Origin of the sequence: Pseudoalteromonas sp. MMG024 (assembly GCF_021654175.1) — a bacterium.
Lineage (GTDB): Bacteria > Pseudomonadota > Gammaproteobacteria > Enterobacterales > Alteromonadaceae > Pseudoalteromonas.
This window is the reverse complement of record NZ_JAKFZO010000011.1, coordinates 134992-160823: the sequence shown is the minus strand read 5'-3', so window position 1 is coordinate 160823 and position 25832 is coordinate 134992. Positions and strand designations below refer to the sequence as shown.

Here is a 25832-nt window from a genome sequence, read left to right as displayed (position 1 = left end):
ATAATCAAAATTCAAAGATGTACTGCCAATGTTAAAAACCATTTTAATATCTGAACTTAAACCCGGCATGTATGTGCAAGGGGTTGTAAAGCAACAAGGTAGTGTAAAAGTTAAGTCAGAAGGCTGGGTAAGGACACAGGCTGCCATCAATAAATTAGCAAAGTCAGGTATTTTAGAAGTGTCTGTCGACCCCGATAAATTCATTGATTTAAACGCAGAAAAAAATAACAATTCCAGCGAAAACGCAATCGAAACACCTAAGTTTGATCCAACCAAAGCAACGGCGAGTTTCTCAAGCGAAGCAAACAAAGCAAAAAAGCTTTATACCGAAGCGAAACAACTGCAATCAAAAGCATTTGACGATATTCGCGCAGGACGCAAAATTGACGTTGCGCCTTTTAAGCAGGTTGCTAGCGGTTTTATTGATTCGGTTTTTCGCAACCAAGATGCCCTCGCCTGTATGACCCGCATTCGCGAAAAAGATGCTTATTTGCTAGAGCACTCAATTAATGTGTCTGTGTTAATGAGTATTTTTTCCAAGCACATGGGGTTTGAGCGAAAGGTTATTCATGAACTAGCAACGGGCGCACTGTTACATGACATTGGCAAAATTAAAGTTCCAGACGCGATTTTAAATAAACCAGGCAAACTAACCGATGCCGAGTTTGACGAAATAAAACGTCACGCGCTTTACAGCAAAGAGATTTTAGAAGAGTCAGAACTCAGTGATATCGCCATTCAAGTTGCAGGTTTTCACCATGAGCGCTTAGATGGTAAAGGCTACCCATTTGGCTTAAAAGGTGATGAGATAAATCAGTACGTACGTATGATCTCAATTGTCGATGTATATGACGCACTAACTGCAAAACGAGTATACAAAGACGGGATGAACCCAATCCAAGCGTTTAAAATTATACGAAGTGACTGTCCAAATAGTTTTGATAGCGAATTAGTCGCACGCTTTATTCAATGCATTGGTATTCACCCTGTGGGCACGTTAGTAAAATTAAAAAGTCAAAAACTGGGCATTGTATCGCAAAGCAACTTTGAACAGCCGTTAAAACCTACAGTAAAAGTATTCTACAGTGCAAAACATCAACATTACACTGAAGTACAAGACCTCAATTTAGCCAGCAACCGTATTGACGACGAGCTTAAATCATCTATTAAACCAGAGGACTTTGGCATTGATTTAATTAAATTCTTTCGCAATGCATTTTTTGATTAAGACCTATGAGTACTACACCAGACGGTAAAGTAAAATTGCCCATTACTAAATTAGAGGTGGGCGATTTTGTTGAAGAAGTAACTAAACAATTAGGCGCTGTCAAAGTAGTGCAAACAGGCTTAGTAAGAAATTACTTTGCACTGCAAGCGCTAAAGAAAAAAGGCGTAATAGAAGTACTTGTCGACCCAAGTCGTTCTAAAAAAAGCATACAACAACAAACAACAACGTTTACTAAAAAAAACAAAATTGAGAGTCAAATAGAAGCGGCACTTGATTGGCAAGATCGAGCGCATGCGATCATTGATGATACATTGGAGCGCGCAAAATCCCATACTCCAATTGATATTTCGGGGTTACAAATTTTAGCGCAGCAAGTATTAACACTGGCACGACAACATAAAGAAGCAGTGGCCTTAGTGGTACGCTGTAAAATGTCTAACGCTTTGCTCAACAGTCATTTACTACGGGTGGCGGTAAGCTTGGCACAGTTTTGTATTCATCAAAACTACCAGCCGTTAGCAAGCGAGCACATGGTGCTTGCAGGGCTGCTTTCACGCGTTGGATACCAAATGCTGCCTGACAATTTACGCCTTCCCGACGACAAACTCCCACCAATGTTGAGAGTTAAAAAGCAGCAGCATATTTCACAGTTACAAAAACTATTGCGCGTCAGTGGTCAGCCAGATGAGCATGTTTCACGCTTAATTTCAGAGCAAAATGAGCTACTCGATGGCAGTGGTTATCCGAATCAATTAGATTTTGATAAACTCAATTCAGCGCAGCGCATTTTTAGCATCGCCATTATGTACGACAGTTTAGTTTATGGCTTTGACCATGCTAAAGCCGTTGGCAGCGCTGCTGCATATCGTGAATTAATGGAGCATTCACCGAACCACTACGACCCAGATTTACTACAAACTTTTATTCAAGCTATTGGGGTTTATCCTGCGGGAACATTAGTTAAACTATGCTCAGGTCGCATTGCGCTCGTTGTTGAAAATCAACAGCAACTAACAAAACCTCGGGTGAAAGTATTTTACAACGCCGAATTTAATCATCACTTGGCAGTGCGCATAATTGATTTGGCGGAATCTGATGACAGCATTGAAGGCACGGCAAGCGCCCAGCGTTATGATTTAGATATTGCTGATTTGATCTCAGAAGACGGGATTTAATGGCAGTTTTAAAACTGCCAATCTTCCATTGCAGCTAAACTAAACTCCACACCGTCGTACTGCATTAAGGTTTGTTCTGCGGCAATATCAATAATGTAAACGCCATTAATATTATCACCCACTTTGAGTTCTAGGTCGTTAATCTTAATCCAACTGCGACTAGGTTCTGAAGCGAATACATGCGCTTGATAACGCATTTCGGGAATACGCGCTCTAAACGCTTCAGGTAATAATTGAATAGGCGACACTTGTGCCGAAGCCGATGAACCTGAAATCACTTGTTGTTCTAATGGCTCATTTTTCGCCTGCTCAAATGCTTCGCTAAACGCATCAATTAAGGCGTTGGTTTGCTCTCTTTGTTCTTTTGCTTGCTGATAGCCAACCACTTTATATTCAGATAAATCGGCTTCATCTTGCGTATTTTCATCTGCTTTGGGTTGTGACTTTTCACTTGGTGTCGGTTCGACAACAGGTTGCGCGTTTGCTGCCACTGGCTGAGTGTAAACTGGCAGAGGAACCAGTTGATATTGAATTTGTTGCTGGGTGCCTGACGTTGCTGGCACTTGCGGCTGAAGTGGCATTGTAGCTTGGTTATTTGGTGTCGCCTTGTTGTGTACAACTTCCGTTTCAATCGCAGGTTTCGTTTGCTGAGTCTGCAATCCTTTACCGATAAAGAAACCCAATGTAAGAGTCAGTAAAAAACCTAAAAATAACGCCAAATTACGGTAAAAACGTAATTTTTTACTTAACAGGTATTCCTGTTGATAATCACCTTGCATTGGCGCAGCACCTCGGCTCGAAGTTTCATTTTGCTTTAACGCATCAAGAATATAAGACATACATACTTCTTTTAAAAAATAAACGACAAACCAATGCCCGTTAATACAGCGACTATAGCAAAGCAGGCATACATCCACACCTGATAATTTGCACCTGATGAAGCCGCTACTGACGCCTCAAGCGGTAATATTTCAGTTGCCGCTGTTGCTATCATGGTTTTGTTAACCTGTTTACGACTGTTAGCAAACGCCCCCATTAAGGCTCGTTCGCACAATAAATTGATAAGCCGCGGGATCCCACCAGTTAATTGGTGAATACTTTTAATTGCTGAGTTTTCAAATAACATGGTATCGCAGCCTGCGATATGTAAACGATGTTTGATATACGCAAATACTTCAGACTCATTAAGTGGCATTAAATGGTAGCGAGCGGTAATACGCTGAGCTAATTGCCTTAACTCGTTACGTTTTAACAAAGTTTGCAGCTCTGGCTGACCAACTAAAATAATTTGCAGTAATTTACGCTGATTAGTTTCTAAATTAGTAAGTAAGCGCAACTGTTCAAGCACTGCACCACTTAAATGCTGAGCTTCGTCAATAACGAGCATAGTGCGTTTGTCTTGGCTATGATTTTTTAACAGTCGATTTTTGATTTTATCGGTCAAATTTTTAAGCGTCGCCTCTGACTTTTTATAACGAATACGCAACTCATCACAAATGCTCGCAAGTAACTCTAACTCAGACAACGATGGATTTAACACAAACGCCACCTGAGTTTCATCACCTATGCTTTCGAGCATGCAGCGCGTTACCGTTGTTTTGCCAGTTCCGACCTCGCCCGTAAGCAGCACAAAACCGCCGGCATCACCTAAACCATAAGTTAAATGAGCCAACGCTTCTTTATGACGTTCACTTAAAAAGAGATAGTCAGGATTCGGTGCGATGGAAAATGGCTGATCCGTTAAGCCAAAATAATCTAAATACACTTACTTCAATACGCTTAATAAAAACTCAGCCTATCATACCAATTCACCAACGAATTCCAAATTATGATAGGATTTCAATCATTATCGTTATTTATTATGTGTAAACCTAACACAATGAAAATATACCTAGTTGGCGGCGCAGTAAGAGACAAACTATTAAACCGCCCAATCAAAGAGTCAGATTATGTGGTAGTTGGTAGTACACCAGATGAATTATTAGCGCTTGGCTACCAGCAAGTTGGCAGTGACTTTCCTGTATTTTTACACCCAGAAACAAAAGACGAATACGCACTGGTAAGAACCGAACGAAAATCAGGACAAGGCTACACTGGTTTTATTTGCGACTTTACGCCAGATGTCACACTGGAAGAAGATTTAATTCGCCGCGACCTAACCGTAAACGCCATGGCGGAAGATGAAAACGGCAATATTATCGACCCTTTCAATGGACAAGCCGATTTAGAACAAAAGCGTCTTCGTCATGTAAGCGATGCTTTTTGTGAAGATCCACTGCGCATTTTGCGCGTTGCACGCTTTGCTGCTCGCTATCATTATTTAGGCTTTACTATCGCGCCAGAGACAGTATTACTAATGCAAGAAATGGTTGCCCAAGGTGAAATTAATACCCTAACCAAAGAGCGAATTTGGCTGGAAATTGAAAAATCCCTTGCCGATGGCGCAATCAATGTATTTACCGATGTGCTTTCAGAAATAAACGCGCTACCAATTATTTTGCCGCCACTGGCAAACCATTGGTCATCTGATTACAGCCAAGAACTTGCAACTTTGTTAACGAAAGTAGCTGGCGAAAACCAACTCATTATCGCCTTTTGTTTATGGCTCAAAGAGATTCAGCCAACTGAGGTTAAAACACTTTCTGAGAGTTTGCGCTTACCCAATGCCTATGTTGATGCACTGAGCCTATTTACCACCTTTGCGCCTATTTTTACGCACAGCCAAGCATCAGTAGAGCAGGTACTGGCACTCTTTAATCAAGCAGATGTTTGGCGACGCCCTGAGCGTTTAAACTTATTTATTGAAACCTTTGCCTTGCTAGGAGAAGAACACGCAGCCTTAGCTCGTAAGCTACAAAGTGCGGCAACAAAAGCGACCGCTATCGATGTACAAGCCATCATCAAACAAGGTTTTAAAGGCGCTGAAATTAAAGCGCAATTGGATATTGCAAGAGCAAAGGTAGTGGAAGAAATATTTGATAGTGAGTGATTAAAACCATTTATAACCAACTATATTAGCGTTGGTGGTTTTCTAGTTTTAATTACTCATCAAGATGTGGCTAAAAACAAATTACTGTTTTTAAAAGCATACCAAACAAACTCAGAAATGCTGTAACAGGCCAGAAAAACAAAACCACCCCAGAACCAAAGCAACATCACCAGACAATAAAACAATAAAATACAAACAGTTAATCAACATCCAATGGGGGGGGGGAGATTTGGCATGTTTAAATTTTGTTGAAATAATTGCTTGACGAAATAGTTTTAAGTGGATTAGCATCCTCACCGTTGAATATTTAAAGGGGCGGTTTGCTCCTGTTGTATGTTGTTATTTAGCAAGGAAGCTGAAGTTATATGTCGTTGTTTAGGAAGGAAGCTGTTTCCCATCAAAGTGAGCGTTTAACAGGTGTAATAACCTTAGCGCAACCATTATCTATCAAACTAACTGTTTTAATATTAGTTTTTATTGCTATCGCAATTATCACTTTTTTATTTACTGCCGAGTATTCTCGCAAAGAAACAGTGCGTGGCTTTTTAATGCCCAATAAAGGGGTGATTAAAAGCTTTGCTACTCAAGGTGGCACGATTGAGCGTTTATTGGTTAAAGAAGGCGATGCTGTTGAAAAAGACCAAACCCTAGCGATTATGATCATCCATCAAAATAATGCCGATGGATTAAGCTTAAGTAGCAAGTTACAAAAGCAATTAACATCACAACTATCTTTAATTGACGAAGAAATAAGCCAATACCGATCTATTCAAGTACAAGAAAATCAAAACCTTGAAAATAAAGCTTCAGCATTAAAGAGCGAGAAATCAGCGCTAGAAAGCCAGTTAACACTTGCCAATGAAAAGCTTGAATTGTTATTGGCACAACAAAAAGATGTTAAACAGTTAAATGACAGTGGTTTTATTTCAAATTTTGAAAAAGAAAACCAACAACAAGCATTACTAGAAGCAAAGCAAGAAAAACAAAATATTGCACGTCTACTGCTTCAACAAAATAATCAAATTAACCAAACCGCTTTTGATCAAGCAAACTTACCTCAGCAATATACACTGCGCATTAATAGCTTACTGCGTGAAAAAGCAGACATTGAAAATCAATTAGCACAAGTACAAAACAGTCATAGCTATACGATAACTGCGAGTCATGCAGGCACAGTTACAGGCATTCAAGTGGTTGAAGGTGAAACGCTTTCTCCTTCAAAGGCTCAATCAAAACCACTTCTTCACATTTTACCGAAAGGCTCTGAATTAGTCGCAGAGTTACTATTACCGACCCGCAGTGCTGGCTTTATAGCCAAAGGTCAAATATCACGCTTACGTTTTGACGCTTTTCCTTATCAACGTTTTGGTTTTATTGAGAGTGAGATCACCCGAATAGACCGCGCATTAATTGCCCCAAATGAAGTGCAATTACCTATTAACTTGCAAGAACCTGTTTATCGCCTGAGAGCAAAATTAAGTAAACAGCAAATGCAAGCCTATGGTCAAACATTTGAACTGAAAAGCGGCATGTTATTCGAAGCTGATATTATGTTGGAACAACGCACTTTAATTGAATGGTTACTAGAGCCAATCTATAGCCTAAAAGGAAGAGTGAGTTAACTGATACATGATTGTCACCCTGAATTTATTTCAGGGTCTAAAAGAATTTTTCTGACTAAGCATCAACTATAAAAAGCTTTGTTAGAAAATAAAGCGGCTGACTTTAGTCAACTTTAGCCAGATAGCTAAAGTCAGCCAAATTAACAGCTAACCGAAGTTAGCTAATTAACTATTCGACTAATATAGTCGAAATTTAAAGGTAAATAAACAATGCGTGAATTAAATTCAAATGAAATGCAGGAAGTAAATGGTGGTAACCCCGTAGTTGTGGCTATAGTAGCTGTAAAAGTTGGTCAGCAAGCTATTAAGTTAGCTAAAAATAAGCAAGTCCAAACTGCTGTAGCAGGTGCTATTGGCGCGGTTGCGGGCTGGTTTTCTGAGTAAGGAACATTGAAATGAAAGAACTAACTATTAATGAATTAAAACAAGTACATGGTGGGATTTTACCTGCTTTTCTCGCTGGTGCAGCATTAGGTGCTCTCGCGAAGAAGCTTTATAATAAGTATCAGGAAAGTCAACCAGCACAAGTACCTTGTGCAAACGACCCAAACTGTGCTTAGGTAATTAATATAATGGAGAGGCTTGCAAGCCTCTCCATTAATTTTGAGGATGTTAAAATGATTCAATACCTTTTAATTGTTGCCGGCATAATTTTAATAATTTTTATTTATGAATCTATTAAGGGTAAAGGAACTCAGAGTGTAATCGAGAGGCTAAAATTGATTACCTTACAAGTCGTTTGCACACTTTCCTTAACTTTACTTATTGTTATCTTTTCTTCAGATGTACTGAAAGCTTCACGCACTCAAGTTGAAATTGTTGGCGCTATAGCTTGTGCAATGTCATACCTCTTATGTGCATTTGTTTTTAGAAGGAATTAGTAAAAAATCTGTTTAATAATTTGGAAAATCAGTTCATGTCGTCATCAAGTAAGCAGCAATTCTTAAATTTCTCAACTGTTAATTCTGTGCCTCTAATAATTCAATCTGAAATAGCTGAATGTGGTTTGGCTTCTATGGCTATGATTGCAAGCTATTATGGTCATCAGCTTGATATGCCAGCAATGCGTAAGCGGCTTTCTGCTGAATTAAAAGGAATGAACCTGCAACAGCTAATTGAACTAGGTGATAGTTTAAGGTTGGCGAGTCGCGCGTTACAATGTCCTATTGATGAAGTACACAAACTGCAAACGCCCTGTATTTTACACTGGGATATGAACCACTTTGTGGTGTTAACTAAAGTGTCGGGCAAAGGCGCTAAAGCCAAGTTTGCAATCAATGATCCCGCTGTTGGTAAACGCACGTTAACTTGTGAAGAATTTAGCAAACACTTTACTGGTATTTGTTTAGAACTTACGCCAACCAGTAAGTTTGAAGTAAAAGAAGAAAAAGCAAAAATGAAGTTCACACAATTGTGGTCTTCAATGTCAGGTTTAAAGTCAGGGTTAGTCAAACTCATCGGTTTGTCTTTAGTGCTTCAACTATTTGCATTATTGACGCCCTATTATATGCAATGGGTAGTTGACGAGGTATTAATCAGCTTTGATAAGCCATTGCTTACAGTATTAGCAATTGGTTTTGCCTTAATCGCTATTATTTCAGTGGTTACGAATGCAGTTAGAAGCTGGCTGATATTGCGCCTTTCAAGCTTACTTAATATGCAAATGGGCGTAAATTTGCTAAGGCATTTACTACGTTTGCCAATGAACTATTTTGAATCACGACACGTTGGCGATATTGTGTCGCGTTTTGGTTCATTAGCGCAAATTCGTGAGCGCATAACTACGGGGTTTGTTGAAACACTGGTTGATGGTGTAATGGCTATTACTGTGTTAGTAATGATGGCTCTTTATTCATTAAAACTTACCGTTGTGGTGCTTGCTGCAATTGCGTTTTATACCTTAGTGCGTTTGGCGTTATATCGTCCGCTTCATCAAGCCACCGAAGAAATGATCCAAACATCGGCTAAAGAGCAATCTAACTTTTTAGAAAATATTCGTGGTATGCAAACCATTAAACTGTTTGGTAATGAATCACAACGCCAAAGTATTTGGCAAAATCGTTATGCAGAAGTTATTAACAGTGAAATTCGATTAGGCCGATTAAGAATCTGTTTCGATTCGTTTAATAAATTACTCTTTGGTTTAGAAAATGTCTTAGTAATATATTTTGCCGCTATCATGGTAATGGCTAATAGCTTAACGGTGGGTATGGTACTGGCGTTTATCGCTTATAAAGGCCAATTAACAAATCGATTTGCTAATTTAATTGAGCAGATAATTCTATTTAAAATGATGCGGCTGCACCTTGATCGTATTTCAGATATTGCGCTCACTGAGCAGGAAGCTAACCGAGAAGGTGAGTCTGTATATTTAGCAAGTGACAACCCATCTGATGAAAATCAATTTAAAGGTCAGCTTATTTTAGAAAATATCTGCTTTAGTTACAGTGAAGAACAAGCGCCTATCTTAAATAATGTTAACTTAACGCTTAATAGTGGTGACTCCATTGCAATAACAGGCGCATCAGGCGCTGGTAAAACCACATTAATGAAAATCATGTTAGGGTTATTACAGCCCACGTCAGGTAAAGTGCTACTTGATGGCAAAGACATTACTCAACTTGGCTTGAAAAACTACCGTAAGCAAATCGCAGCCGTAATGCAAGATGATACATTATTAGCAGGCTCTATTGCCGATAACATTAGCTTTTTCGACCCACAACCCAACTACTTAAAAATAGAACAATGCGCTCACTTAGCGGCTATTCATGATGACATAACCAAGATGACTATGGGCTATAACTCACTTGTTGGTGATATGGGATCAAACTTATCAGGAGGACAAGTACAACGGTTACTGCTGGCTCGTGCCTTGTATCAATCACCTTGCGTCTTATTTATGGATGAAGCTACCAGCCATTTAGATAAAGATAACGAAGCTAAAATCAGCGAACAAATTCAGCATTTACCGATGACACGTATTATGATCGCCCACAGACAAGAAACGATTAATATGGCTGAGCAGGTCTATCATTTAGAAAATGGGTCGCTAACAAATTTAAACGATATATGCTCTAAAACCGCTAGCTAATATATTTAATAATATATGTACTAAGGTGTGAAAAGTTGAGTTTATCACTCAGTTTTTCACAACTTTAGCTTTACCATGATGCGTCTCATTTAACTTCTTTAAAGACCAAGATCTATAATGCTTTTCATTACATTCATATAAGTAAGAGTGTAATAGTAGACGAATACGCCCTTGCTCGCACCGAGCGTAAATCAGGACAAGGCTACACAGGCTTTATTTGCGGCTTTACGCCAGAGCTAACCCTTGAAGAAGATTTAATTCGCCGCGGGTGAACAGCAACAAATTATTCGTTTTTGCTTATGGTTAAAAGATAATCTGCCCAACCAAGTCAATGCACTTTCAACGCATTTGCGGATGCCCAATGCCTATGTTGATGCACTGAGCTTATTTACCACCTTTGCGCCTATTTTTAAGCACACCCAAGCATCTGTAGAACAAGTACTGGCACTCTTTAATCAGGCAGATGTTTGGCGACGCCCAGAGCGTTTAAACTTATTTATTGAAACCTTTGCCTTGCTAGGAGAAGAACACGCAGTTTTAGCTCGAAAACTACAAAGTGCGGCAACAAAAGCCATTACTATTGATGTACAAGCTATTATTAAACAAGGTTTTAAAGGCGCTGAAATAAAACAACAGCTAGCGCGTGCAAGAGAACAGGCTATAGCTGGGATATTTGAATAAAGCTTATTTTAAGCGGTACTTCTTCTGAATAGGTAAAACTATCTAAAAATACAAAAAGGCTAAGCACCTCGCTTAGCCTTTTTATTTTTTTAATCCTACATACTTACATTAAGCGCTAATATAACCAAGCCCTATTAGTGCGAACAAAGCGAACCCTAAAATTAATCGGTAAATAACAAATGGCAACATGCCCATGCGCTCAATGAACTTTAAGAATAGAAAAATACAGGTATAAGCTGAAACAAACGACAGCACTGTACCTAAAATCAATGCACACCAATCAACAGCTGTATTGTCTAAAATCAGCTTGATAATCATCACTAACCCTAAACCACCAATAACGGGAATAGACATTAAGAACGAAAAACGCGCTGCGCTTTTTTTATCAAGCCCTAACAATAAACCCGCGGTAATAGTAATACCTGAACGTGAAGTACCCGGAATTAACGCAACCGCCTGCGCAATACCAATTAGCAAGGCTGCTTTCCATTTAATATCGAAAATGCTCTTGTGTTCTTTTGCTTTAATATCGGCATACCAAAGCGCTATACCAAAAACGATGGTTGTCGTTGCAATCACCGCAGCACCACGCGTGTTAGCTTCTATAAAGTCTTTTGCAAGACCTGCAACTAAACCGGCTGGAATAGTTGCCAGAATAATATACCAGCCAAGTTTACTTTCTGCTGTGTGGCCCTTTCCGGCACAAGACTTAAACCATGCAGAGAGTATTTGAACTACATCTTTACGAAAATAAATAAGCACTGCGAATAAGGTACCGACGTGTACTGCGATATCGAACGCCTGACCTTGATCTTGCCAGCCAAGTAATTGACTCGGTAAAATAAGGTGGCCTGAACTTGAAATAGGCAAAAATTCAGTAAATCCTTGAATAAGTGCCAGCACGACAATTTCAATCAGTCCCATTTATTTTAAATCTCCACTTTCCACAATTTTTGCTTATTTTTATTATAATTTTGCCACAATTCACCAATGCTCAGGTTAACCGTAGGGTGGATAAAGTCACCGGCTATTTCGGCAAGAGGCCAGAGTACAAACGCATTTTTGGTAATTTCGTCACGCGGCAATTGCGCTGGCGCGTCACAAATTACATCGTCAAAAAACAATAAATCCAGATCGAGTGTACGCGGGCTAAATTTTTTATCGGCGGGGGTGCGACCATTATCTCGTTCAATTTGTTTCAGGCGAGCGCATACTTCTTCAAGCGGTAAATTGGTTGTCGCAGCGGCCACAAGGTTATAAAAGTTATTCCCTTCAAAGCCAACCGATTCACTTTCAAAAACACTTGAGTAAATAACATTATCAAAATGCTGAGGTAAAATAGCTAAAGCAGCTTTGATGTAGTGCTCTTTATTGATATTAGAGCCAATACTGATAAAAATCTGTGTCATTAGCTTTGCTTTTTACGCGTGATTTCAATACCCACAGTTTGCGCTTCAAGTACTGCTTGGGGTTTTGAGATTCGCAATTTCACTTGCGACACAGCGAACTCATTTAAGATAATAGTTGTAAGTTGCTCGGCTAACGTCTCTAGTAATTCAACTTGCGTAGATTCACAGTGCGCAATAATGCGTGCTGACACTTGGGCATAATCAACCACATCATCAACATTGTCAGACTTCGCAGCTTGGGCAAAATTTGTCAGCATTTCAACATCAAAAAACAAAGGTTGTTTCGCTTGTTTTTCAAAATCAAACACGCCAATAATGGTATTAACCTGTAATTGACTAATAAAAACCTTATCTTGCACCCGTATTCACCCCGATTATACTGTGGTCGGATACCAATTAGAGAAAAAAATAGGTACTCTTATGGGTAAATCCGCTTAAAAGAATCAGCGGCAGATAATAGCCTATATTTGCTAAAGAAAAAATAAGGAACGCTGTGTTAGCAAGCTTAATGATTGTCTTTGCCTATCTGTTTGGCTCAATTTCTTCAGCAGTGCTCATCTGTAAGCTGTTTCGCTTACCTGATCCCAGAACAACGGGTTCTAATAACCCAGGCGCAACCAATGTTTATCGTATTGGCGGCAAACTACCTGCAAGTTTAGTACTGATATTTGATGTGCTGAAAGGCACAATCCCAGTATATGGTGCTTACTTTCTTAAGATAGAGCCTCTTTATTTAGGTTTTATTGCAATTGCTGCATGTCTTGGCCACATCTACCCGATTTTTTTTGGCTTTAAAGGCGGTAAAGCGGTGGCAACGGCGTTTGGTAGCTTGTTGCCCATAGGTTTTACCTTGGCAGGCTTATTAATTTTAACCTGGCTTGGTTTAATTTGGTTGACTGGATACTCATCTTTGGCCGCTATCATTACCGTGAGTTTAGCGCCTTTATTTACATGGTTTATAAAACCGCTTTATGTTTTGCCTGTAACCATGCTGGCAGCGCTGATTGTATTTCGCCATCGTGCTAACGTTATACGCTTGCTTAAAGGCACTGAGCCAAAAGTAAAATCAAAAAAAGCCGAGTAATCTCGGCTTTTTTTGATAATGGTTAACTGCAACAGCGGTTAATTCGATAAATTAAATCGATTCCAATTCATCAAGCGGCCAGCGAGGCTTAGCGCGCATATCAAGTGGCGCATACTGCTTTGCTTTCAAGCGTTGCATGCCCGCGTAAGCAATCATTGCACCATTGTCTGTACAAAACTCAGTGCGCGGGTAATAAACACGGCCTTGCATACCTGTCATCACTTTCTCTAGCGTTTCACGTAAATAAACGTTAGCACTCACGCCGCCGGCAATCACTAAACGCTTAATGCCGTATTCTTTCAGAGCACGTTTACATTTAATTACTAAGGTATCAATGACTGCCGTTTGAAAAGCATAAGCGATATTGGCCTTCACTTGCTCAGAAATATTGCCATCTTCGTCTTTTTCTTTATTAATGGTATTTGCAGCGAAGGTTTTTAACCCGCTAAAACTCATATCAAGGCCTGGTCTATCGGTCATTGGACGCGGAAAACGATACACTTCAGGTTCGCCTTTTTCAGCAAGCTTGGCAAGCAAAGGGCCGCCAGGATAATCCAATCCTAATAATTTAGCCGTTTTATCAAACGCTTCACCTGCAGCATCATCAATTGACTCACCAAGAATCGTATATTGACCGATACCGTCAACTTTTACAATCATGCTGTGGCCACCCGATACAAGTAGCGCAATAAATGGAAATTCAGGTACATCCTCATCAAGCATAGGTGCAAGTAAATGCCCTTCCATATGATGAACAGCAACAGCGGGAACATTCCAGCCATAGGCGAGTGAGCGACCAATAGATGAACCTACTAGTAGAGCTCCTACCAAACCAGGTCCTGCAGTATACGCAACACCATCTAAATCTTCGGGTCCACAACCAGCTTGTTTAAATGCAGCCTCAATTAAAGGAATAGTCTTACGTACGTGATCACGCGATGCCAGTTCTGGTACAACACCACCATAATCTGCATGCACTTTCACTTGAGAATACAACTGATGAGCCAGCAAACCTTTTTCATCGTCATAAATCGCGATTCCCGTTTCATCACAAGACGATTCAATACCCAAAATACGCAAGTTTCTCTCCTAAAATAACAATTAAATACCCAATCAAAGCACGCTCAATTAAGTTAAGGCGGCGATTTTACAAGCTTTAAGATTTTTTGTCAGCTTTTTACCATCTTTGGTATAATTATTCTTTACATTGCGTGGTGCTTCAGATTACAATGCCGCACCATTTTTGAACTAGTCGGTTAAATCTTAACCGAGATGAGTGGCACTAGCTAAAGTTTTAGCTAATAAAACTCATTTAAGTAGAAACATATTACTAAGTAGGTGATTTTTTAATGCCAGTTATTAAAGTTAGAGAAAACGAGCCGTTTGACGTTGCTCTTCGCCGTTTTAAGCGTTCATGTGAAAAAGCAGGTATCCTTTCAGAAGTTCGTCGTCGCGAGCACTATGAAAAGCCAACAGCTGAGCGTAAGCGCAAAAAAGCAGCTGCGGTAAAGCGTCACATGAAGAAGCTTTCTCGCGAAAACGCTCGTCGCGTAAAACTTTACTAATCTAGATTAGGTCTTGTAAATGAGCCTTTTAGCACAACTTAAAGATGCACAAAAAGATGCAATGCGCGCTAAAGACAAAGTTCGTCTTGGTGCAATTCGCATGGTTTTAGCAGCTATTAAGCAAAAAGAAATCGATGAACAAGTTACGCTAGGTGACGCTGAAATCACGTCTATTCTAGTAAAACTTGTAAAACAGCGTAAAGATTCTGAATCTCAGTATCGCGACGCCGGCCGCGAGGACTTAGCTGAAGTTGAAGCTAATGAAATTAAAGTACTTGAAGCGTTTTTACCAAAACCGCTTACTGATGAAGAAATTCTTACTTTAATTGATGAATGTATCGCGTCAAGCGGTGCTTCTGGCATGCAAGATATGGGTAAAGTAATGGGCTTGCTTAAAGCTAAAGCTGAAGGTCGCGCAGATATGGGCAAACTTTCAGGTTTAATTAAGCAAAAGCTTAGCGCTTAACTCAGAGTTTTAAAGGCTGACTTTCTCAAGTCAATAACTGCTGGCCTTAACAGCTTTAGAAACCGAGCTTTTGCTCGGTTTCTTCATTTCTGAAAGATGATAACGTCTAGCGTCATTTTTCATTTTTGGGTATGCTAGCCCCCTACTCTCAATCAACATACGCGAATAACGATATACCATGGCCGGAAAAATTCCTCGTAGCTTTATTGATGACCTATTAGCCAGAACCGACATTGTAGATCTTATTGATGGCAAAGTAGGCCTTAAAAAAGCAGGTAAGGATTATCAGGCATGTTGTCCGTTTCATAATGAAAAATCGCCGTCGTTTACGGTCTCACAAGATAAGCAGTTTTATCACTGCTTTGGTTGTGGCGCCCACGGCAATGCCATTTCATTTATGATGGAATATGAAAAGCTTGAATTTGTTGATGCCATAGAAGAACTCGCAGGTTTACTCAATTTAGATGTGCCTCGTGAGAATGCCACAAATCAAGGGCCACAAGTCAGTACTGAGCAAAAACGCTCCGATTACGAATTAATGATGCATGTTGCAAAGTTCTACCAACATCAATTAAAGCACCATGCAAATTCACCTCAAGTAATCGAATATCTCAAAGGGCGTGGGCTCAGTGGCGAAACAGCTAAACAATTTATGATTGGTTACGCCCCCAGTGAATGGGATAGCGTGTGTAAAACATTCGCGAAGAACCAAGATAGCAAAAAACAATTACTCGAACTAAAACTTGCCAGTGAAAAATCGGCAGGCCGTCAATTTGATTTCTTCCGCGACCGCTTGATGTTTCCAATTCGCGATAAACGCGGACGCGTTATCGCCTTTGGTGGACGCATCATGAATAGCGACGACAATGGCCCGAAATATTTAAACTCACCAGAAACCCGTATTTTTCATAAAGGCTTTGAACTTTACGGCTTGTATGAAGCCAAGCACGCTAACAAAAAACTCGAACAAATACTGGTAGTTGAAGGGTATATGGACGTGGTTGCACTCGCTGAAAAAGGCATTAACTATGCCGTAGCGGCACTTGGTACAGCAACGACACCTGAGCATATTCACACCCTATTTAGAACCACCGACCGCATTATTTGTTGTTACGATGGTGACCGTGCAGGGCGCGATGCTGCGTGGCGAGCACTGGAAAATGCTCTGCCCTATTTAAATCATGGTAAATCACTCGAGTTTGTATTTTTACCTGATGGTGAAGACCCAGACTCATTAGTACAAAAAGAAGGTCGAGAAGCATTTGAGTTACGTTACGACGATGCCACTGATTTCTCGGTATACTTGTTTGATAGACTTGCACAGGAAATTAATCTGACTACTGACGCAGGCAAATCAAAACTTTTACAACAGGCTTTGCCACTGATAGAAAAGGTTCCGAGCGACTACTATCAGGATAATTTACTCGATAAATTAGCCCGTCTAATTGGCCGTACCCGCGCTCAACTGCAAAAGAAAATTAACACACCAAAACAGCAACAGGGTCTTGCTAAGAAGTTTAAAATAACACCAATGCGACGCGCAATAGGTTTGCTATTACAGCATCCTGAGCTTGCCAGTGAAGTGCCATTCCAGCCAGAATTAGCGCAGATGGATGTTCCGGGTATCAAGCTTTTTATTCAATTACAAAAGCTCGCCTTAGATAAAACCAATACCACAGCGCAGCTACTTGAACAATTTAGAGAAAGCCCTGAATATGGGCCATTGGCGAAACTCGCCGCGTGGCAACACCAAGTAAATCAAGATTCGTTAACCAGTGAATTTCAAAGTACTTTTAATTTTATTGAAGATCAGTGTTTAAATTTGCGCCTAGAGTCCCTATTAATAAAAGAGAAAACGCAAGGTTTGAGTAAAGCTGAAAAGCAAGAATATTCAATGCTCACACTTGCATTAAAAGGCAGATAACAGCTAGCCAAATTCAACCTTTCGTGTTATACTGCCCTATTCACTGCGTCTTGTATCACGTTGTTTAAGACGCCCGTTGTATCAACTTATCAGAGTGGAAGAGAATACCTCTATGGAGCAAACTCCTCAGTCACAGCTAAAACTCCTCATTCAAAAAGGTAAAGAGCAAGGTTACCTTACATTTGCCGAAGTTAACGACCACCTTCCACAAGACATCATAGATTCGGAACAAGTTGAAGACATCATCGGCATGATCAACGACATGGGTATCCAGGTAGTAGAAAATGCACCTGATGCCGATGAACTTATGATGCAAGAAACAACTACCGATGAAGATGCTGCAGAAGCAGCAGCGGCTGCCCTAGCTACGGTAGAAAAAGAAATCGGTCGTACGACAGATCCAGTGCGCATGTACATGCGTGAAATGGGTACTGTAGAGCTTCTAACACGTGAAGGCGAAATCGACATCGCTAAGCGTATCGAAGACGGTATCAACCAAGTACAGGTTTCTGTTGCAGAATACCCTGAAGCAATTAATTACTTACTTGAGCAATGGGATAACTACCTTGCTGAAGACGTACGCTTAAGCGATATTATCAGCGGCTTCTACGATCCTGACGCAGACGAAACAATGATCTCTGCAACTCACATTGGTTCAGAACTTTCTGAAGAACAACTGGATGATGAAGATTCAGATCTGAAAAGTGACGACGATGATGATGAGGAGGAAGAAGCAGATACAGGTCCGTGCCCTGAAGAAGCTGCAGAAAACTTTGAAAAGCTACGTAACCTTTATAATCAAGCACGTGGTATTTTTGAAGAGAAAGGCCGCTCTCACCCAGATGCTGTAGCTATTATCGCTGAAATCGGTGAGCACTTCCGTACCTTTAAACTAATGCCTAAGCAATTTGACCGCATGGTTAAAAACATGCGCGACATGATGGATCGTATTCGCGTTCAAGAACGCATCATCATGAAGCAAGTTGTTCAAATTGCTAAAATGCCAAAGAAAACCTTCGTTAAAAACTTCGCAAATAACGAAACGGATTCGGCATGGTTAGACCGTGAAATCGCATCTGGTGAACTATACTCAAACAAACTTGCAGAAGTGAAGTTTGAAGTTGAGCGTTGTATTAACAAACTACGCCAAATGGAAGAAAGCACAGGTCTAAACTTAGAGCGTATCAAAGACATCAACCGTCGCATGTCAATCGGTGAAGCAAAAGCACGCCGCGCGAAGAAAGAAATGGTTGAAGCGAACTTACGTCTTGTAATTTCAATTGCGAAAAAATACACCAACCGTGGCTTACAATTCCTTGATCTAATCCAGGAAGGTAACATTGGTCTAATGAAAGCGGTTGATAAGTTTGAATACCGCCGTGGTTATAAGTTCTCAACTTATGCAACATGGTGGATCCGTCAGGCAATTACACGTTCAATTGCTGACCAAGCGCGTACTATCCGTATTCCAGTACATATGATTGAAACGATTAACAAACTAAATCGTATTTCACGTCAAATGTTACAGGAAATGGGTCGCGAACCATCGCCAGAAGAGCTTGCTGAACGCATGATCATGCCGGAAGACAAGATCCGTAAAGTACTGAAAATTGCAAAAGAGCCAATCTCAATGGAAACACCAATTGGTGATGATGAAGATTCGCACTTAGGTGATTTTATTGAGGATAGCACCATTGAATCACCGGTTGATTCAGCAACAATGGAAAGCCTCAAAAATGCAACGCATGATGTACTAGCTGGCTTAACAGCACGTGAAGCAAAAGTACTGCGTATGCGTTTCGGTATCGATATGAATACTGACCATACATTAGAAGAAGTAGGTAAGCAGTTTGACGTAACCCGTGAGCGTATTCGTCAAATCGAAGCAAAAGCACTTCGCAAGCTTCGTCACCCTTCTCGTTCAGACTTACTGAAAAGCTTCTTAGACTTTAAAGGCTAAGTAACCAGTTACACTAAAAGGCCGCACATTGCGGCCTTTTTTCTTATAGGATAAATACTATGGCGTGGGTACAAATCCGCATAAATAGCACCAAAGAAAATGCTGAACTCATTAGCGATGAGCTAATGGAACTAGGCTGCCCTTCAGTTACTTTTGTTGATGCAAAAGACACCCCAATTTACGAACCTAAACTGGGTGAGGTAACCCTTTGGGCAGACACGACCGTGATCGGTTTATTTGATGCCAGCGTTGATATGCAAGCTATTACTGATCAGCTTGCGAAATTACCCGCTCTGCAAGAACAATTCGTTTTTAAAGTTGAGCAACTTGAAGACAAAGACTGGGAACGCGAGTGGATGGATAATTTCCACCCGATTCAATTTGGTGAAAGATTGTGGATTTGCCCGAGTTGGCGTGACATTCCCGATCCTAATGCAGTAAATGTATTACTTGATCCAGGCCTTGCTTTTGGTACCGGCACACATAACACGACAGCGCTGTGTTTACGCTGGCTAGACAGTTTAGATTTAAGCGGTAAAACGGTGGTCGATTTTGGCTGTGGCTCTGGCATTTTAGGTATTGCCGCACTTAAATTGGGTGCAAAACGTGTAATTGGTATCGATATTGACCCACAAGCGTTAGAGGCCAGTCGCGATAACGCCGAGCGTAATGGCGTGGCCGACCAACTAGAGGTTTACCTTCCTGAAGATCAGCCTGAATTTGAAGCCGATATTTTAGTTGCCAATATTCTTGCGCAACCTTTACGTGAATTACATCAAGTTATTTTAGGCTTACTGAAAACTGGTGGCGAGTTTGCGTTGTCGGGTATTCTTGAAGAACAAGTTACGTCTGTTGAAGATATTTATCGTCAATATGCCGAACTTGAAACAAGCCAACAAGATGGCGAGTGGATGCGTGTAGCAGGTAAAAAGCGCTAAGCACTATCACGCTACGCCCCTTTAAAATCCTTAGCTCAACACAGTTTGAGTTAAGGATTTGTTACTTTTGCTAACAAAAATCTTCCTTTTTTTTCGCTCGATAGCCAGTTACAAAAAGTCAATATCAAAAGTTTAAAAAAAAACACTTTTGTATAAATAATAGGCTTTGATTTTTGCAAAAAAAACCGTAAACTTAGCGCCCCTTGATTGGTGACCCAGATTTATTGTGCAGATAGGCCCTTATCAGTTAGAAAATAACCTAATGGTTGCTCCTATGGCAGGAGTAACAGATAGACCGTTTAGACAGCTTTGTCGTCGACTCGGAGCTGGCCTTGCTGTATCTGAAATGTTGTCATCCAATCCTAAGGTTTGGAAAACCGAAAAATCAATGTCTCGCATGGATCATTCCGGTGAGTCTGGTATTCGCAGTGTGCAAATTGCCGGCGCTGACCCACAACTGATGGCGGAAGCTGCTCAGTTTAATGTCAAAAACGGCGCACAAATTGTGGATATCAATATGGGTTGTCCAGCAAAAAAAGTGAATAAAAAGCTCGCAGGCTCTGCCCTTTTGCAGTACCCCGAACTGGTCACAGATATCGTTAAAGCTGTAGTTAATGCAGTAGATGTACCAGTGACCTTAAAAATCCGGACAGGATGGGATACTGACAATCGAAATGGTGTAGAGATTGCGCGCATCGCTGAACAAAATGGTATTCAGTCATTGGCGGTTCATGGCCGCACACGCTCTTGTATGTACAAGGGTGAAGCTGAATATCAAACAATTAAGGACATTAAAAGTTCAGTCTCCATTCCTGTCGTAGCGAACGGTGATATTACATCACCACAAAAAGCAAAACAGGTTTTGGAATATACGGGCGCAGATGCTTTGATGATAGGCCGTGCAGCACAAGGTCGCCCTTGGATTTTTAGGGAGATAAACCATTATCTCACCACTGGAGAATTACTACCGGAGCCAGCTTTGGACGAGGTACAGAGTATTCTTATGGAACACTTGGTAAATCTTCACGCATTTTATGGTGATGTAATGGGTGTGCGAATAGCGCGTAAGCATGTCTCATGGTATTTGCAGGCTCATGACCGTGAAGGTCAATTTAGGCGAGTATTTAACGCTATCGACGCTCAGCAAGAGCAAATTGATACGTTAGAAAAGTACTTTGAAACACTAGCAGATAATTAACAAAGAGTAAGAAAGACGATGTTCGAACAAAACGTGACTTCTCCATTTATTACTAACGCACACGTTCAGTCTCAAGAGAAACCACAACCATTACGCGACGCTTGTAAAAAAGCAGTGCACAACTACTTAAAGCAACTTAATGGTCAAGATGTACAAGATGTTTACGAGCTAGTTCTTTCAGAACTTGAAGCGCCGTTACTTGAAGAAGTAATGACATATACTCGCGGTAACCAAACTCGCGCAGCAATCTTACTAGGTATCAACCGTGGTACTCTTCGTAAGAAGCTTAAAAAGTACGGTATGAACTAATTAGCACCTAACGGTGCAATAAAAAGCACCCTTGGGAATCCTCGGGTGCTTTTTTGTTTTTCTAACCCCGAAAAACACACTAAATTAAATTCACGTTCAAATTTAATTTAGGTAAAGACCAGCGCTACAGCTCTTGTTTATAAAAGCGACAAATGGTCGTCGAGTTATAAGCAAAAGTAAGTTAAAATATTCGTTTAAATTAAGTGTTTTCTCGCACTATCAATCAAATTTTGAGGTAATCAAAACTACCATGGATACATTACGTCCAATTCGTCGCGCTTTATTAAGCGTTTCAGACAAAACCGGTATTGTAGAATTTGCTCGCGCGCTTTCTGAGAAAGGCGTTGAACTTCTTTCAACTGGCGGTACATGTAAGCTACTTGCAGACAACGGCATCGCAGTAACAGAAGTTTCAGACCACACAGGTCACCCTGAGATCATGGATGGTCGTGTTAAAACATTACACCCAAAAATTCACGGCGGCATTTTAGCGCGTCGCGGTACTGACGAAGGTGTAATGGAAGCAAATAATATTTCTGCAATCGACATGGTAGTTGTTAACCTTTACCCATTCGCACAAACCGTTGCAAAAGAAGGTTGCTCACTGGAAGACGCGATTGAAAACATCGATATCGGCGGCCCAACAATGGTACGCGCTGCGGCTAAAAACAACAAAGACGTAACCATTATTGTAAATGCTGGCGACTACGACCGAGTTATTGCTGAAATGAATGCAAACGATGGCGCAACAACGTATGAAACGCGTTTTGACCTAGCAATTGCTGCATTTGAGCATACTGCACAGTACGATGGCATGATCGCGAACTACTTCGGTACACAAGTACCAGATTACAGCGAAAATGCAGCGGAAACTGAAGAGTCTAAGTTCCCACGCACTATCAATTTCCAATTCACTAAAAAGCAAGATATGCGCTACGGTGAAAACTCACACCAAGATGCCGCATTCTATGTTGAAAACGACATTGAAGAAGCGTCTGTTGCCACTGCAAAACAGTTACAAGGCAAAGCCCTTTCGTACAATAACATTGCAGACACTGACGCAGCGCTTGAGTGTGTTAAAGAATTCGACGCACCTGCATGTGTAATCGTTAAACATGCAAACCCATGCGGCGTGTCAATTGGTGACAACATTCTTGACGCATACGACCGCGCCTTCAAAACTGACCCTACATCAGCGTTTGGCGGCATCATTGCATTTAACCGCGAACTCGATGCAGACACAGCTGAAGCTATTGTTTCACGTCAATTTGTTGAAGTAATTATTGCGCCAAGCGTATCTGACGCAGCAGCACAAATTGTATCAGCGAAACAAAATGTACGTTTACTTGAGTGTGGTCAGTGGAATACCCAAACTACTGGCGTTGACATCAAGCGTGTCAACGGTGGCATCTTAGTGCAAGACCGTGACCAAGGCATGGTTGATATGGGCGACCTACGCGTAGTTTCTAAAAAACAACCAACTGAGCAAGAGTTAAAAGACTTAATGTTCTGCTGGAAAGTGGCTAAGTTTGTTAAATCAAACGCAATTGTTTATGCAAAAGACGGCATGACAATTGGTGTAGGCGCTGGCCAAATGAGCCGCGTTTACTCAGCCAAAATTGCAGGCATTAAAGCTGCCGATGAAAACCTAGAAGTAGCAGGTTCTGTAATGGCATCTGATGCTTTCTTCCCATTCCGTGACGGTATCGACGCGGCTGCTGAAGCGGGCATTACTGCGGTAATTCAGCCTGGTGGTTCAATGCGCGATGAAGAAGTTATCGCTGCTGCAGATGAGCACGGCATGGCAATGGTATTTACTGGCATGCGTCATTTCCGCCATTAATATTTACTTGCAAACTTATTAGTGCAAGCACTTTGCTCGCTTGCACTAAGCTGTTAATTTTACTTAATGTTGCTTAATAAAAATAAAAACTAGGAAGAAAATGAAATTCACAGTAAAAGCCTTAGTAACTGCCCTGTCGCTTACTTTAGCTGGATGTGCATCGACCGATATCGATACATTGCTTACCAAAACTGCGACTGCTGAAAATCGTTCAAACGATAATAAAGCGCGCGATCAATACCGTCACCCAAAAGAAACACTGAAATTTTTTGGCCTACAGCCAGAGATGACCGTTGTTGAAGTATGGCCTGGCGGCGGTTGGTATACTGAAATACTGGCACCAGTATTACAGCAAAATGGTCAATATTTCGCAGCTCATTTTCCTTCCGATTCAGAAGTAAAATACTATCAACGCTCGCTTAATCAATTCCAAGATAAATTAGCAAGCGATGATGTATATGAAAACGTTACACTTTCTGAGTTTTATCCTGGCACCCACCATAACATTGCGCCTGCAGAAAGCGCTGATCTGGTATTAACCTTTCGCAATTTACATAACTGGTATATGCAAAAAGACATTGAAGGCATTAACGAAGCCTTTAAAGCATTTTATAGCGCATTAAAACCAGGCGGAATTCTTGGCGTTGTTGATCATCGCCTACCAGAAAACCGCGATAGCGCAAAAGCCAAGCGTTCTGGTTATGTAAAACAAAGCTGGGTTATTGAGTATGCCGAAAAAGCAGGATTTGTTTTAGAAGCCGTAAGTGAAGTTAACGCCAATCCATTAGATACAGCCGATCACGAAAAAGGTGTTTGGACCTTACCACCACGCTTAGCCTTGGGTGAAAAAGATATCGCCAAGTACCAAGCCATTGGTGAAAGTGATCGTATGACATTAAAGTTTAGAAAACCTCAATAGGTAGGATAGTCCAATGAACGTATTAGTAATTGGTAGTGGTGGTCGCGAACACGCTCTTGCGTTTAAAGCAGCGCAGTCAGCGAAAGTAAACACGGTATTTGTAGCACCTGGTAACGCAGGTACAGCGCTTGAACCTAAGCTTGAGAACATCGCAATTGGTGTAGAAGACATTGATGCACTTGTGGCATTTGCTAAAGAGAACAATGTTGAACTGACCATTGTTGGTCCAGAAGCACCACTTGTAATTGGTGTGGTTGATAAGTTCCGTGAAGAAGGTCTTGCGATCTTCGGCCCAACAGCCGCAGCTGCACAACTTGAAGGTTCTAAGTCTTTCACTAAAGATTTCTTAGCACGCCATAAAATCCCAACAGCGGATTATCAAACGTTTGAACAAATCGAGCCAGCACTTGTTTACCTAAAAGAAAAAGGCGCGCCAATTGTTGTTAAAGCCGACGGCTTAGCAGCTGGTAAAGGTGTAATCGTTGCCATGACTGAGCAAGAAGCTGAAGACGCAATTCGCGATATGCTTGCAGGCAATGCGTTTGGCGATGCAGGTAGCCGCGTAGTAATTGAAGAATTCTTAGAAGGTGAAGAAGCATCATTTATTGTAATGGTAGATGGTGAAAACGTACTTCCGTTTGCTACCTCTCAAGATCACAAACGCGCTTACAACGAAGACAAAGGCCCAAATACTGGCGGCATGGGTGCATATTCACCAGCACCAGTTGTTACCGCTGACATCCACCAGCGTATTATGGACGATGTAATCTACCCTACTGTTAAAGGTATGAGTGATGAAGGCCACCCTTACACAGGTTTCTTATACGCAGGTTTAATGATTACTGCTGATGGCACACCTAAAGTAATTGAATATAACTGCCGTTTTGGCGATCCTGAAACACAACCAATTATGCTTCGCTTACAATCAGACCTAGTTGAATTAATTGAAGCGGCTAACCGTGTAGAGCTTGATAAAACTGACATTCAGTTTGATTCACGCGCAGCTGTGGGTGTCGTACTAGCAGCTGCTGGTTACCCTGGTTCTTACCCGAAAGGTGACACTATCTCTGGTTTACGTGTTGATTATGCTGAAGGCACGAAAGTATTCCACGCAGGCACTAAGCAAGATGGCGACAATGTCGTTACAGCAGGTGGTCGCGTATTATGTGCAACAGCACTTGGCAACACAGTAACTGAAGCGCAGCAAAACGCTTATAAACTGGTTGATGAAATTAACTGGCAAGGTGTTGAGTTCCGTACCGATATCGCTTATCGCGCTATTGCTCGCGAAAATAACAGCTAATAGCCACTATAAACCAGTTCAAAAAATCAACCTACGCTGAGTAGGTTGATTTTTTTTGTCTTAAACGCACACAGCAGCCATACTAAATTGGTATTATTCGCTACCTATTTATTAAAAATTCATCTAAC

25 protein-coding genes are annotated in these 25832 nt (G+C 40.9%); 19 read left to right on the top strand and 6 right to left on the bottom strand.

From position 1 onward, the window contains the following. Positions 1-28 precede the first annotated feature (28 nt). Positions 29-1228, top strand: coding sequence for an HD-GYP domain-containing protein (locus tag L1068_RS12605; protein ID WP_237130559.1), 1200 nt, complete (start codon positions 29-31; stop codon positions 1226-1228). A 5-nt stretch (positions 1229-1233) separates the two neighbouring features. Beyond that, positions 1234-2403, top strand: a complete 1170-nt coding sequence (locus tag L1068_RS12600; RefSeq protein WP_237130558.1) for an HD domain-containing phosphohydrolase — start codon at positions 1234-1236, stop codon at positions 2401-2403. Between the two features lie 8 nt (positions 2404-2411). Here L1068_RS12600 and L1068_RS12595 read toward each other — a convergent pair whose 3' ends face one another. Together L1068_RS12595 and L1068_RS12590 are read right to left on the bottom strand one after the other, a co-directional pair. Next, positions 2412-3242 carry a general secretion pathway protein GspB gene (locus tag L1068_RS12595; protein WP_237130557.1) on the bottom strand — a complete coding sequence of 277 codons (831 nt, stop codon included), beginning with the start codon at positions 3240-3242 and terminating at the stop codon, positions 2412-2414. A gap of 11 nt (positions 3243-3253) precedes the next feature. Continuing rightward, complete coding sequence (locus tag L1068_RS12590; RefSeq protein ID WP_237130556.1) at positions 3254-4168, bottom strand: AAA family ATPase; 915 nt, start codon at positions 4166-4168, stop codon at positions 3254-3256. Positions 4169-4282: 114 nt separating this feature from the next. Here L1068_RS12590 and L1068_RS12585 point away from each other — a divergent pair, with 114 nt between their 5' ends. The 6 genes from L1068_RS12585 to L1068_RS12560 all read left to right on the top strand — a co-directional run bounded on the left by L1068_RS12585 (position 4283) and on the right by L1068_RS12560 (position 10786). Continuing rightward, positions 4283-5392, top strand: coding sequence for a tRNA nucleotidyltransferase (locus L1068_RS12585; RefSeq protein WP_237130555.1), 1110 nt, complete (start codon positions 4283-4285; stop codon positions 5390-5392). Between the two features lie 365 nt (positions 5393-5757). Next, entirely contained in the window at positions 5758-7014 is a 1257-nt protein-coding gene (locus L1068_RS12580) for an HlyD family efflux transporter periplasmic adaptor subunit (RefSeq protein WP_237130554.1), read from the top strand. 210 nt (positions 7015-7224) lie between these two features. Beyond that, positions 7225-7398 (top strand): hypothetical protein, encoded by a 174-nt coding sequence (locus tag L1068_RS12575; protein WP_237130553.1) that lies wholly within the window; start codon positions 7225-7227, stop codon positions 7396-7398. A gap of 11 nt (positions 7399-7409) precedes the next feature. Continuing rightward, entirely contained in the window at positions 7410-7574 is a 165-nt protein-coding gene (locus L1068_RS12570) for a class IIb bacteriocin, lactobin A/cerein 7B family (RefSeq protein ID WP_237130552.1), read from the top strand. A gap of 356 nt (positions 7575-7930) precedes the next feature. Next, entirely contained in the window at positions 7931-10105 is a 2175-nt protein-coding gene (locus L1068_RS12565) for a peptidase domain-containing ABC transporter (protein WP_275419487.1), read from the top strand. A gap of 354 nt (positions 10106-10459) precedes the next feature. Further along, positions 10460-10786 (top strand): hypothetical protein, encoded by a 327-nt coding sequence (locus tag L1068_RS12560; protein ID WP_237130551.1) that lies wholly within the window; start codon positions 10460-10462, stop codon positions 10784-10786. A 108-nt stretch (positions 10787-10894) separates the two neighbouring features. On the opposite strand, the gene L1068_RS12555 is transcribed toward L1068_RS12560, so the two are convergent. Genes L1068_RS12555 through folB form a run of 3 tightly spaced genes read right to left on the bottom strand, consistent with a single transcriptional unit; the run spans position 10895 to position 12554 of the window. Further along, complete coding sequence (locus L1068_RS12555; protein ID WP_237130550.1) at positions 10895-11710, bottom strand: undecaprenyl-diphosphate phosphatase; 816 nt, start codon at positions 11708-11710, stop codon at positions 10895-10897. Between the two features lie 5 nt (positions 11711-11715). After that, a complete protein-coding gene (folK, locus tag L1068_RS12550; RefSeq protein ID WP_237130549.1) occupies positions 11716-12195 on the bottom strand; it encodes a 2-amino-4-hydroxy-6-hydroxymethyldihydropteridine diphosphokinase in 480 nt (159 codons plus the stop codon). Next, positions 12195-12554 carry a dihydroneopterin aldolase gene (gene folB / locus L1068_RS12545; RefSeq protein ID WP_237130548.1) on the bottom strand — a complete coding sequence of 120 codons (360 nt, stop codon included), beginning with the start codon at positions 12552-12554 and terminating at the stop codon, positions 12195-12197. Before folB ends, folK begins: the two co-directional genes overlap by 1 nt. Before the next feature lie 134 nt (positions 12555-12688). On the opposite strand from folB, the gene plsY reads away from it, so the two are divergent. Then, positions 12689-13279, top strand: a complete 591-nt coding sequence (gene plsY / locus L1068_RS12540; RefSeq protein ID WP_082428515.1) for a glycerol-3-phosphate 1-O-acyltransferase PlsY — start codon at positions 12689-12691, stop codon at positions 13277-13279. Positions 13280-13330: 51 nt separating this feature from the next. On the opposite strand, the gene tsaD is transcribed toward plsY, so the two are convergent. Then, positions 13331-14359, bottom strand: coding sequence for a tRNA (adenosine(37)-N6)-threonylcarbamoyltransferase complex transferase subunit TsaD (tsaD, locus tag L1068_RS12535; RefSeq protein WP_237130547.1), 1029 nt, complete (start codon positions 14357-14359; stop codon positions 13331-13333). 269 nt (positions 14360-14628) lie between these two features. Here tsaD and rpsU point away from each other — a divergent pair, with 269 nt between their 5' ends. From rpsU to purD, 10 genes are all read left to right on the top strand, one after another. After that, positions 14629-14844, top strand: a complete 216-nt coding sequence (rpsU, locus tag L1068_RS12530) for a 30S ribosomal protein S21 (RefSeq protein WP_010362466.1) — start codon at positions 14629-14631, stop codon at positions 14842-14844. 19 nt (positions 14845-14863) lie between these two features. Then, a complete protein-coding gene (locus L1068_RS12525) occupies positions 14864-15310 on the top strand; it encodes a GatB/YqeY domain-containing protein (protein ID WP_010561025.1) in 447 nt (148 codons plus the stop codon). Between the two features lie 178 nt (positions 15311-15488). After that, a complete protein-coding gene (dnaG, locus tag L1068_RS12520) occupies positions 15489-17234 on the top strand; it encodes a DNA primase (RefSeq protein ID WP_237130546.1) in 1746 nt (581 codons plus the stop codon). 112 nt (positions 17235-17346) lie between these two features. Next, positions 17347-19194: an RNA polymerase sigma factor RpoD gene (rpoD, locus tag L1068_RS12515; protein WP_237130545.1), complete on the top strand. Its 1848-nt coding sequence runs from the start codon at positions 17347-17349 to the stop codon at positions 19192-19194. 59 nt (positions 19195-19253) lie between these two features. After that, a complete protein-coding gene (prmA, locus tag L1068_RS12510) occupies positions 19254-20132 on the top strand; it encodes a 50S ribosomal protein L11 methyltransferase (RefSeq protein WP_237130544.1) in 879 nt (292 codons plus the stop codon). 226 nt (positions 20133-20358) lie between these two features. Next, positions 20359-21330, top strand: a complete 972-nt coding sequence (gene dusB / locus L1068_RS12505) for a tRNA dihydrouridine synthase DusB (RefSeq protein WP_038639795.1) — start codon at positions 20359-20361, stop codon at positions 21328-21330. An 18-nt stretch (positions 21331-21348) separates the two neighbouring features. Beyond that, a complete protein-coding gene (gene fis, locus L1068_RS12500) occupies positions 21349-21639 on the top strand; it encodes a DNA-binding transcriptional regulator Fis (protein WP_010561030.1) in 291 nt (96 codons plus the stop codon). 250 nt (positions 21640-21889) lie between these two features. Beyond that, positions 21890-23482 carry a bifunctional phosphoribosylaminoimidazolecarboxamide formyltransferase/IMP cyclohydrolase gene (purH, locus tag L1068_RS12495; protein WP_237130543.1) on the top strand — a complete coding sequence of 531 codons (1593 nt, stop codon included), beginning with the start codon at positions 21890-21892 and terminating at the stop codon, positions 23480-23482. 100 nt (positions 23483-23582) lie between these two features. Further along, positions 23583-24401 carry a methyltransferase gene (locus L1068_RS12490; protein ID WP_237130542.1) on the top strand — a complete coding sequence of 273 codons (819 nt, stop codon included), beginning with the start codon at positions 23583-23585 and terminating at the stop codon, positions 24399-24401. Between the two features lie 13 nt (positions 24402-24414). Continuing rightward, positions 24415-25704 (top strand): phosphoribosylamine--glycine ligase, encoded by a 1290-nt coding sequence (gene purD / locus L1068_RS12485; RefSeq protein WP_237130541.1) that lies wholly within the window; start codon positions 24415-24417, stop codon positions 25702-25704. The last annotated feature ends 128 nt before the right edge of the window (positions 25705-25832 follow it).

Coding starts and splice junctions, on each gene's coding strand:
- L1068_RS12605 (WP_237130559.1), top strand. CDS start 29: ATGTTAAAAACCATTTTAATATCTGAACTTAAACCCGGCATGTATGTG.
- L1068_RS12600 (WP_237130558.1), top strand. CDS start 1,234: ATGAGTACTACACCAGACGGTAAAGTAAAATTGCCCATTACTAAATTA.
- L1068_RS12595 (WP_237130557.1), bottom strand. CDS start 3,242: ATGTCTTATATTCTTGATGCGTTAAAGCAAAATGAAACTTCGAGCCGA.
- L1068_RS12585 (WP_237130555.1), top strand. CDS start 4,283: ATGAAAATATACCTAGTTGGCGGCGCAGTAAGAGACAAACTATTAAAC.
- L1068_RS12580 (WP_237130554.1), top strand. CDS start 5,758: ATGTCGTTGTTTAGGAAGGAAGCTGTTTCCCATCAAAGTGAGCGTTTA.
- L1068_RS12575 (WP_237130553.1), top strand. CDS start 7,225: ATGCGTGAATTAAATTCAAATGAAATGCAGGAAGTAAATGGTGGTAAC.
- L1068_RS12570 (WP_237130552.1), top strand. CDS start 7,410: ATGAAAGAACTAACTATTAATGAATTAAAACAAGTACATGGTGGGATT.
- L1068_RS12565 (WP_275419487.1), top strand. CDS start 7,931: ATGTCGTCATCAAGTAAGCAGCAATTCTTAAATTTCTCAACTGTTAAT.
- L1068_RS12560 (WP_237130551.1), top strand. CDS start 10,460: ATGCCCAATGCCTATGTTGATGCACTGAGCTTATTTACCACCTTTGCG.
- L1068_RS12555 (WP_237130550.1), bottom strand. CDS start 11,710: ATGGGACTGATTGAAATTGTCGTGCTGGCACTTATTCAAGGATTTACT.
- folK (WP_237130549.1), bottom strand. CDS start 12,195: ATGACACAGATTTTTATCAGTATTGGCTCTAATATCAATAAAGAGCAC.
- rpsU (WP_010362466.1), top strand. CDS start 14,629: ATGCCAGTTATTAAAGTTAGAGAAAACGAGCCGTTTGACGTTGCTCTT.
- L1068_RS12525 (WP_010561025.1), top strand. CDS start 14,864: ATGAGCCTTTTAGCACAACTTAAAGATGCACAAAAAGATGCAATGCGC.
- dnaG (WP_237130546.1), top strand. CDS start 15,489: ATGGCCGGAAAAATTCCTCGTAGCTTTATTGATGACCTATTAGCCAGA.
- rpoD (WP_237130545.1), top strand. CDS start 17,347: ATGGAGCAAACTCCTCAGTCACAGCTAAAACTCCTCATTCAAAAAGGT.
- prmA (WP_237130544.1), top strand. CDS start 19,254: ATGGCGTGGGTACAAATCCGCATAAATAGCACCAAAGAAAATGCTGAA.
- fis (WP_010561030.1), top strand. CDS start 21,349: ATGTTCGAACAAAACGTGACTTCTCCATTTATTACTAACGCACACGTT.
- purH (WP_237130543.1), top strand. CDS start 21,890: ATGGATACATTACGTCCAATTCGTCGCGCTTTATTAAGCGTTTCAGAC.
- L1068_RS12490 (WP_237130542.1), top strand. CDS start 23,583: ATGAAATTCACAGTAAAAGCCTTAGTAACTGCCCTGTCGCTTACTTTA.
- purD (WP_237130541.1), top strand. CDS start 24,415: ATGAACGTATTAGTAATTGGTAGTGGTGGTCGCGAACACGCTCTTGCG.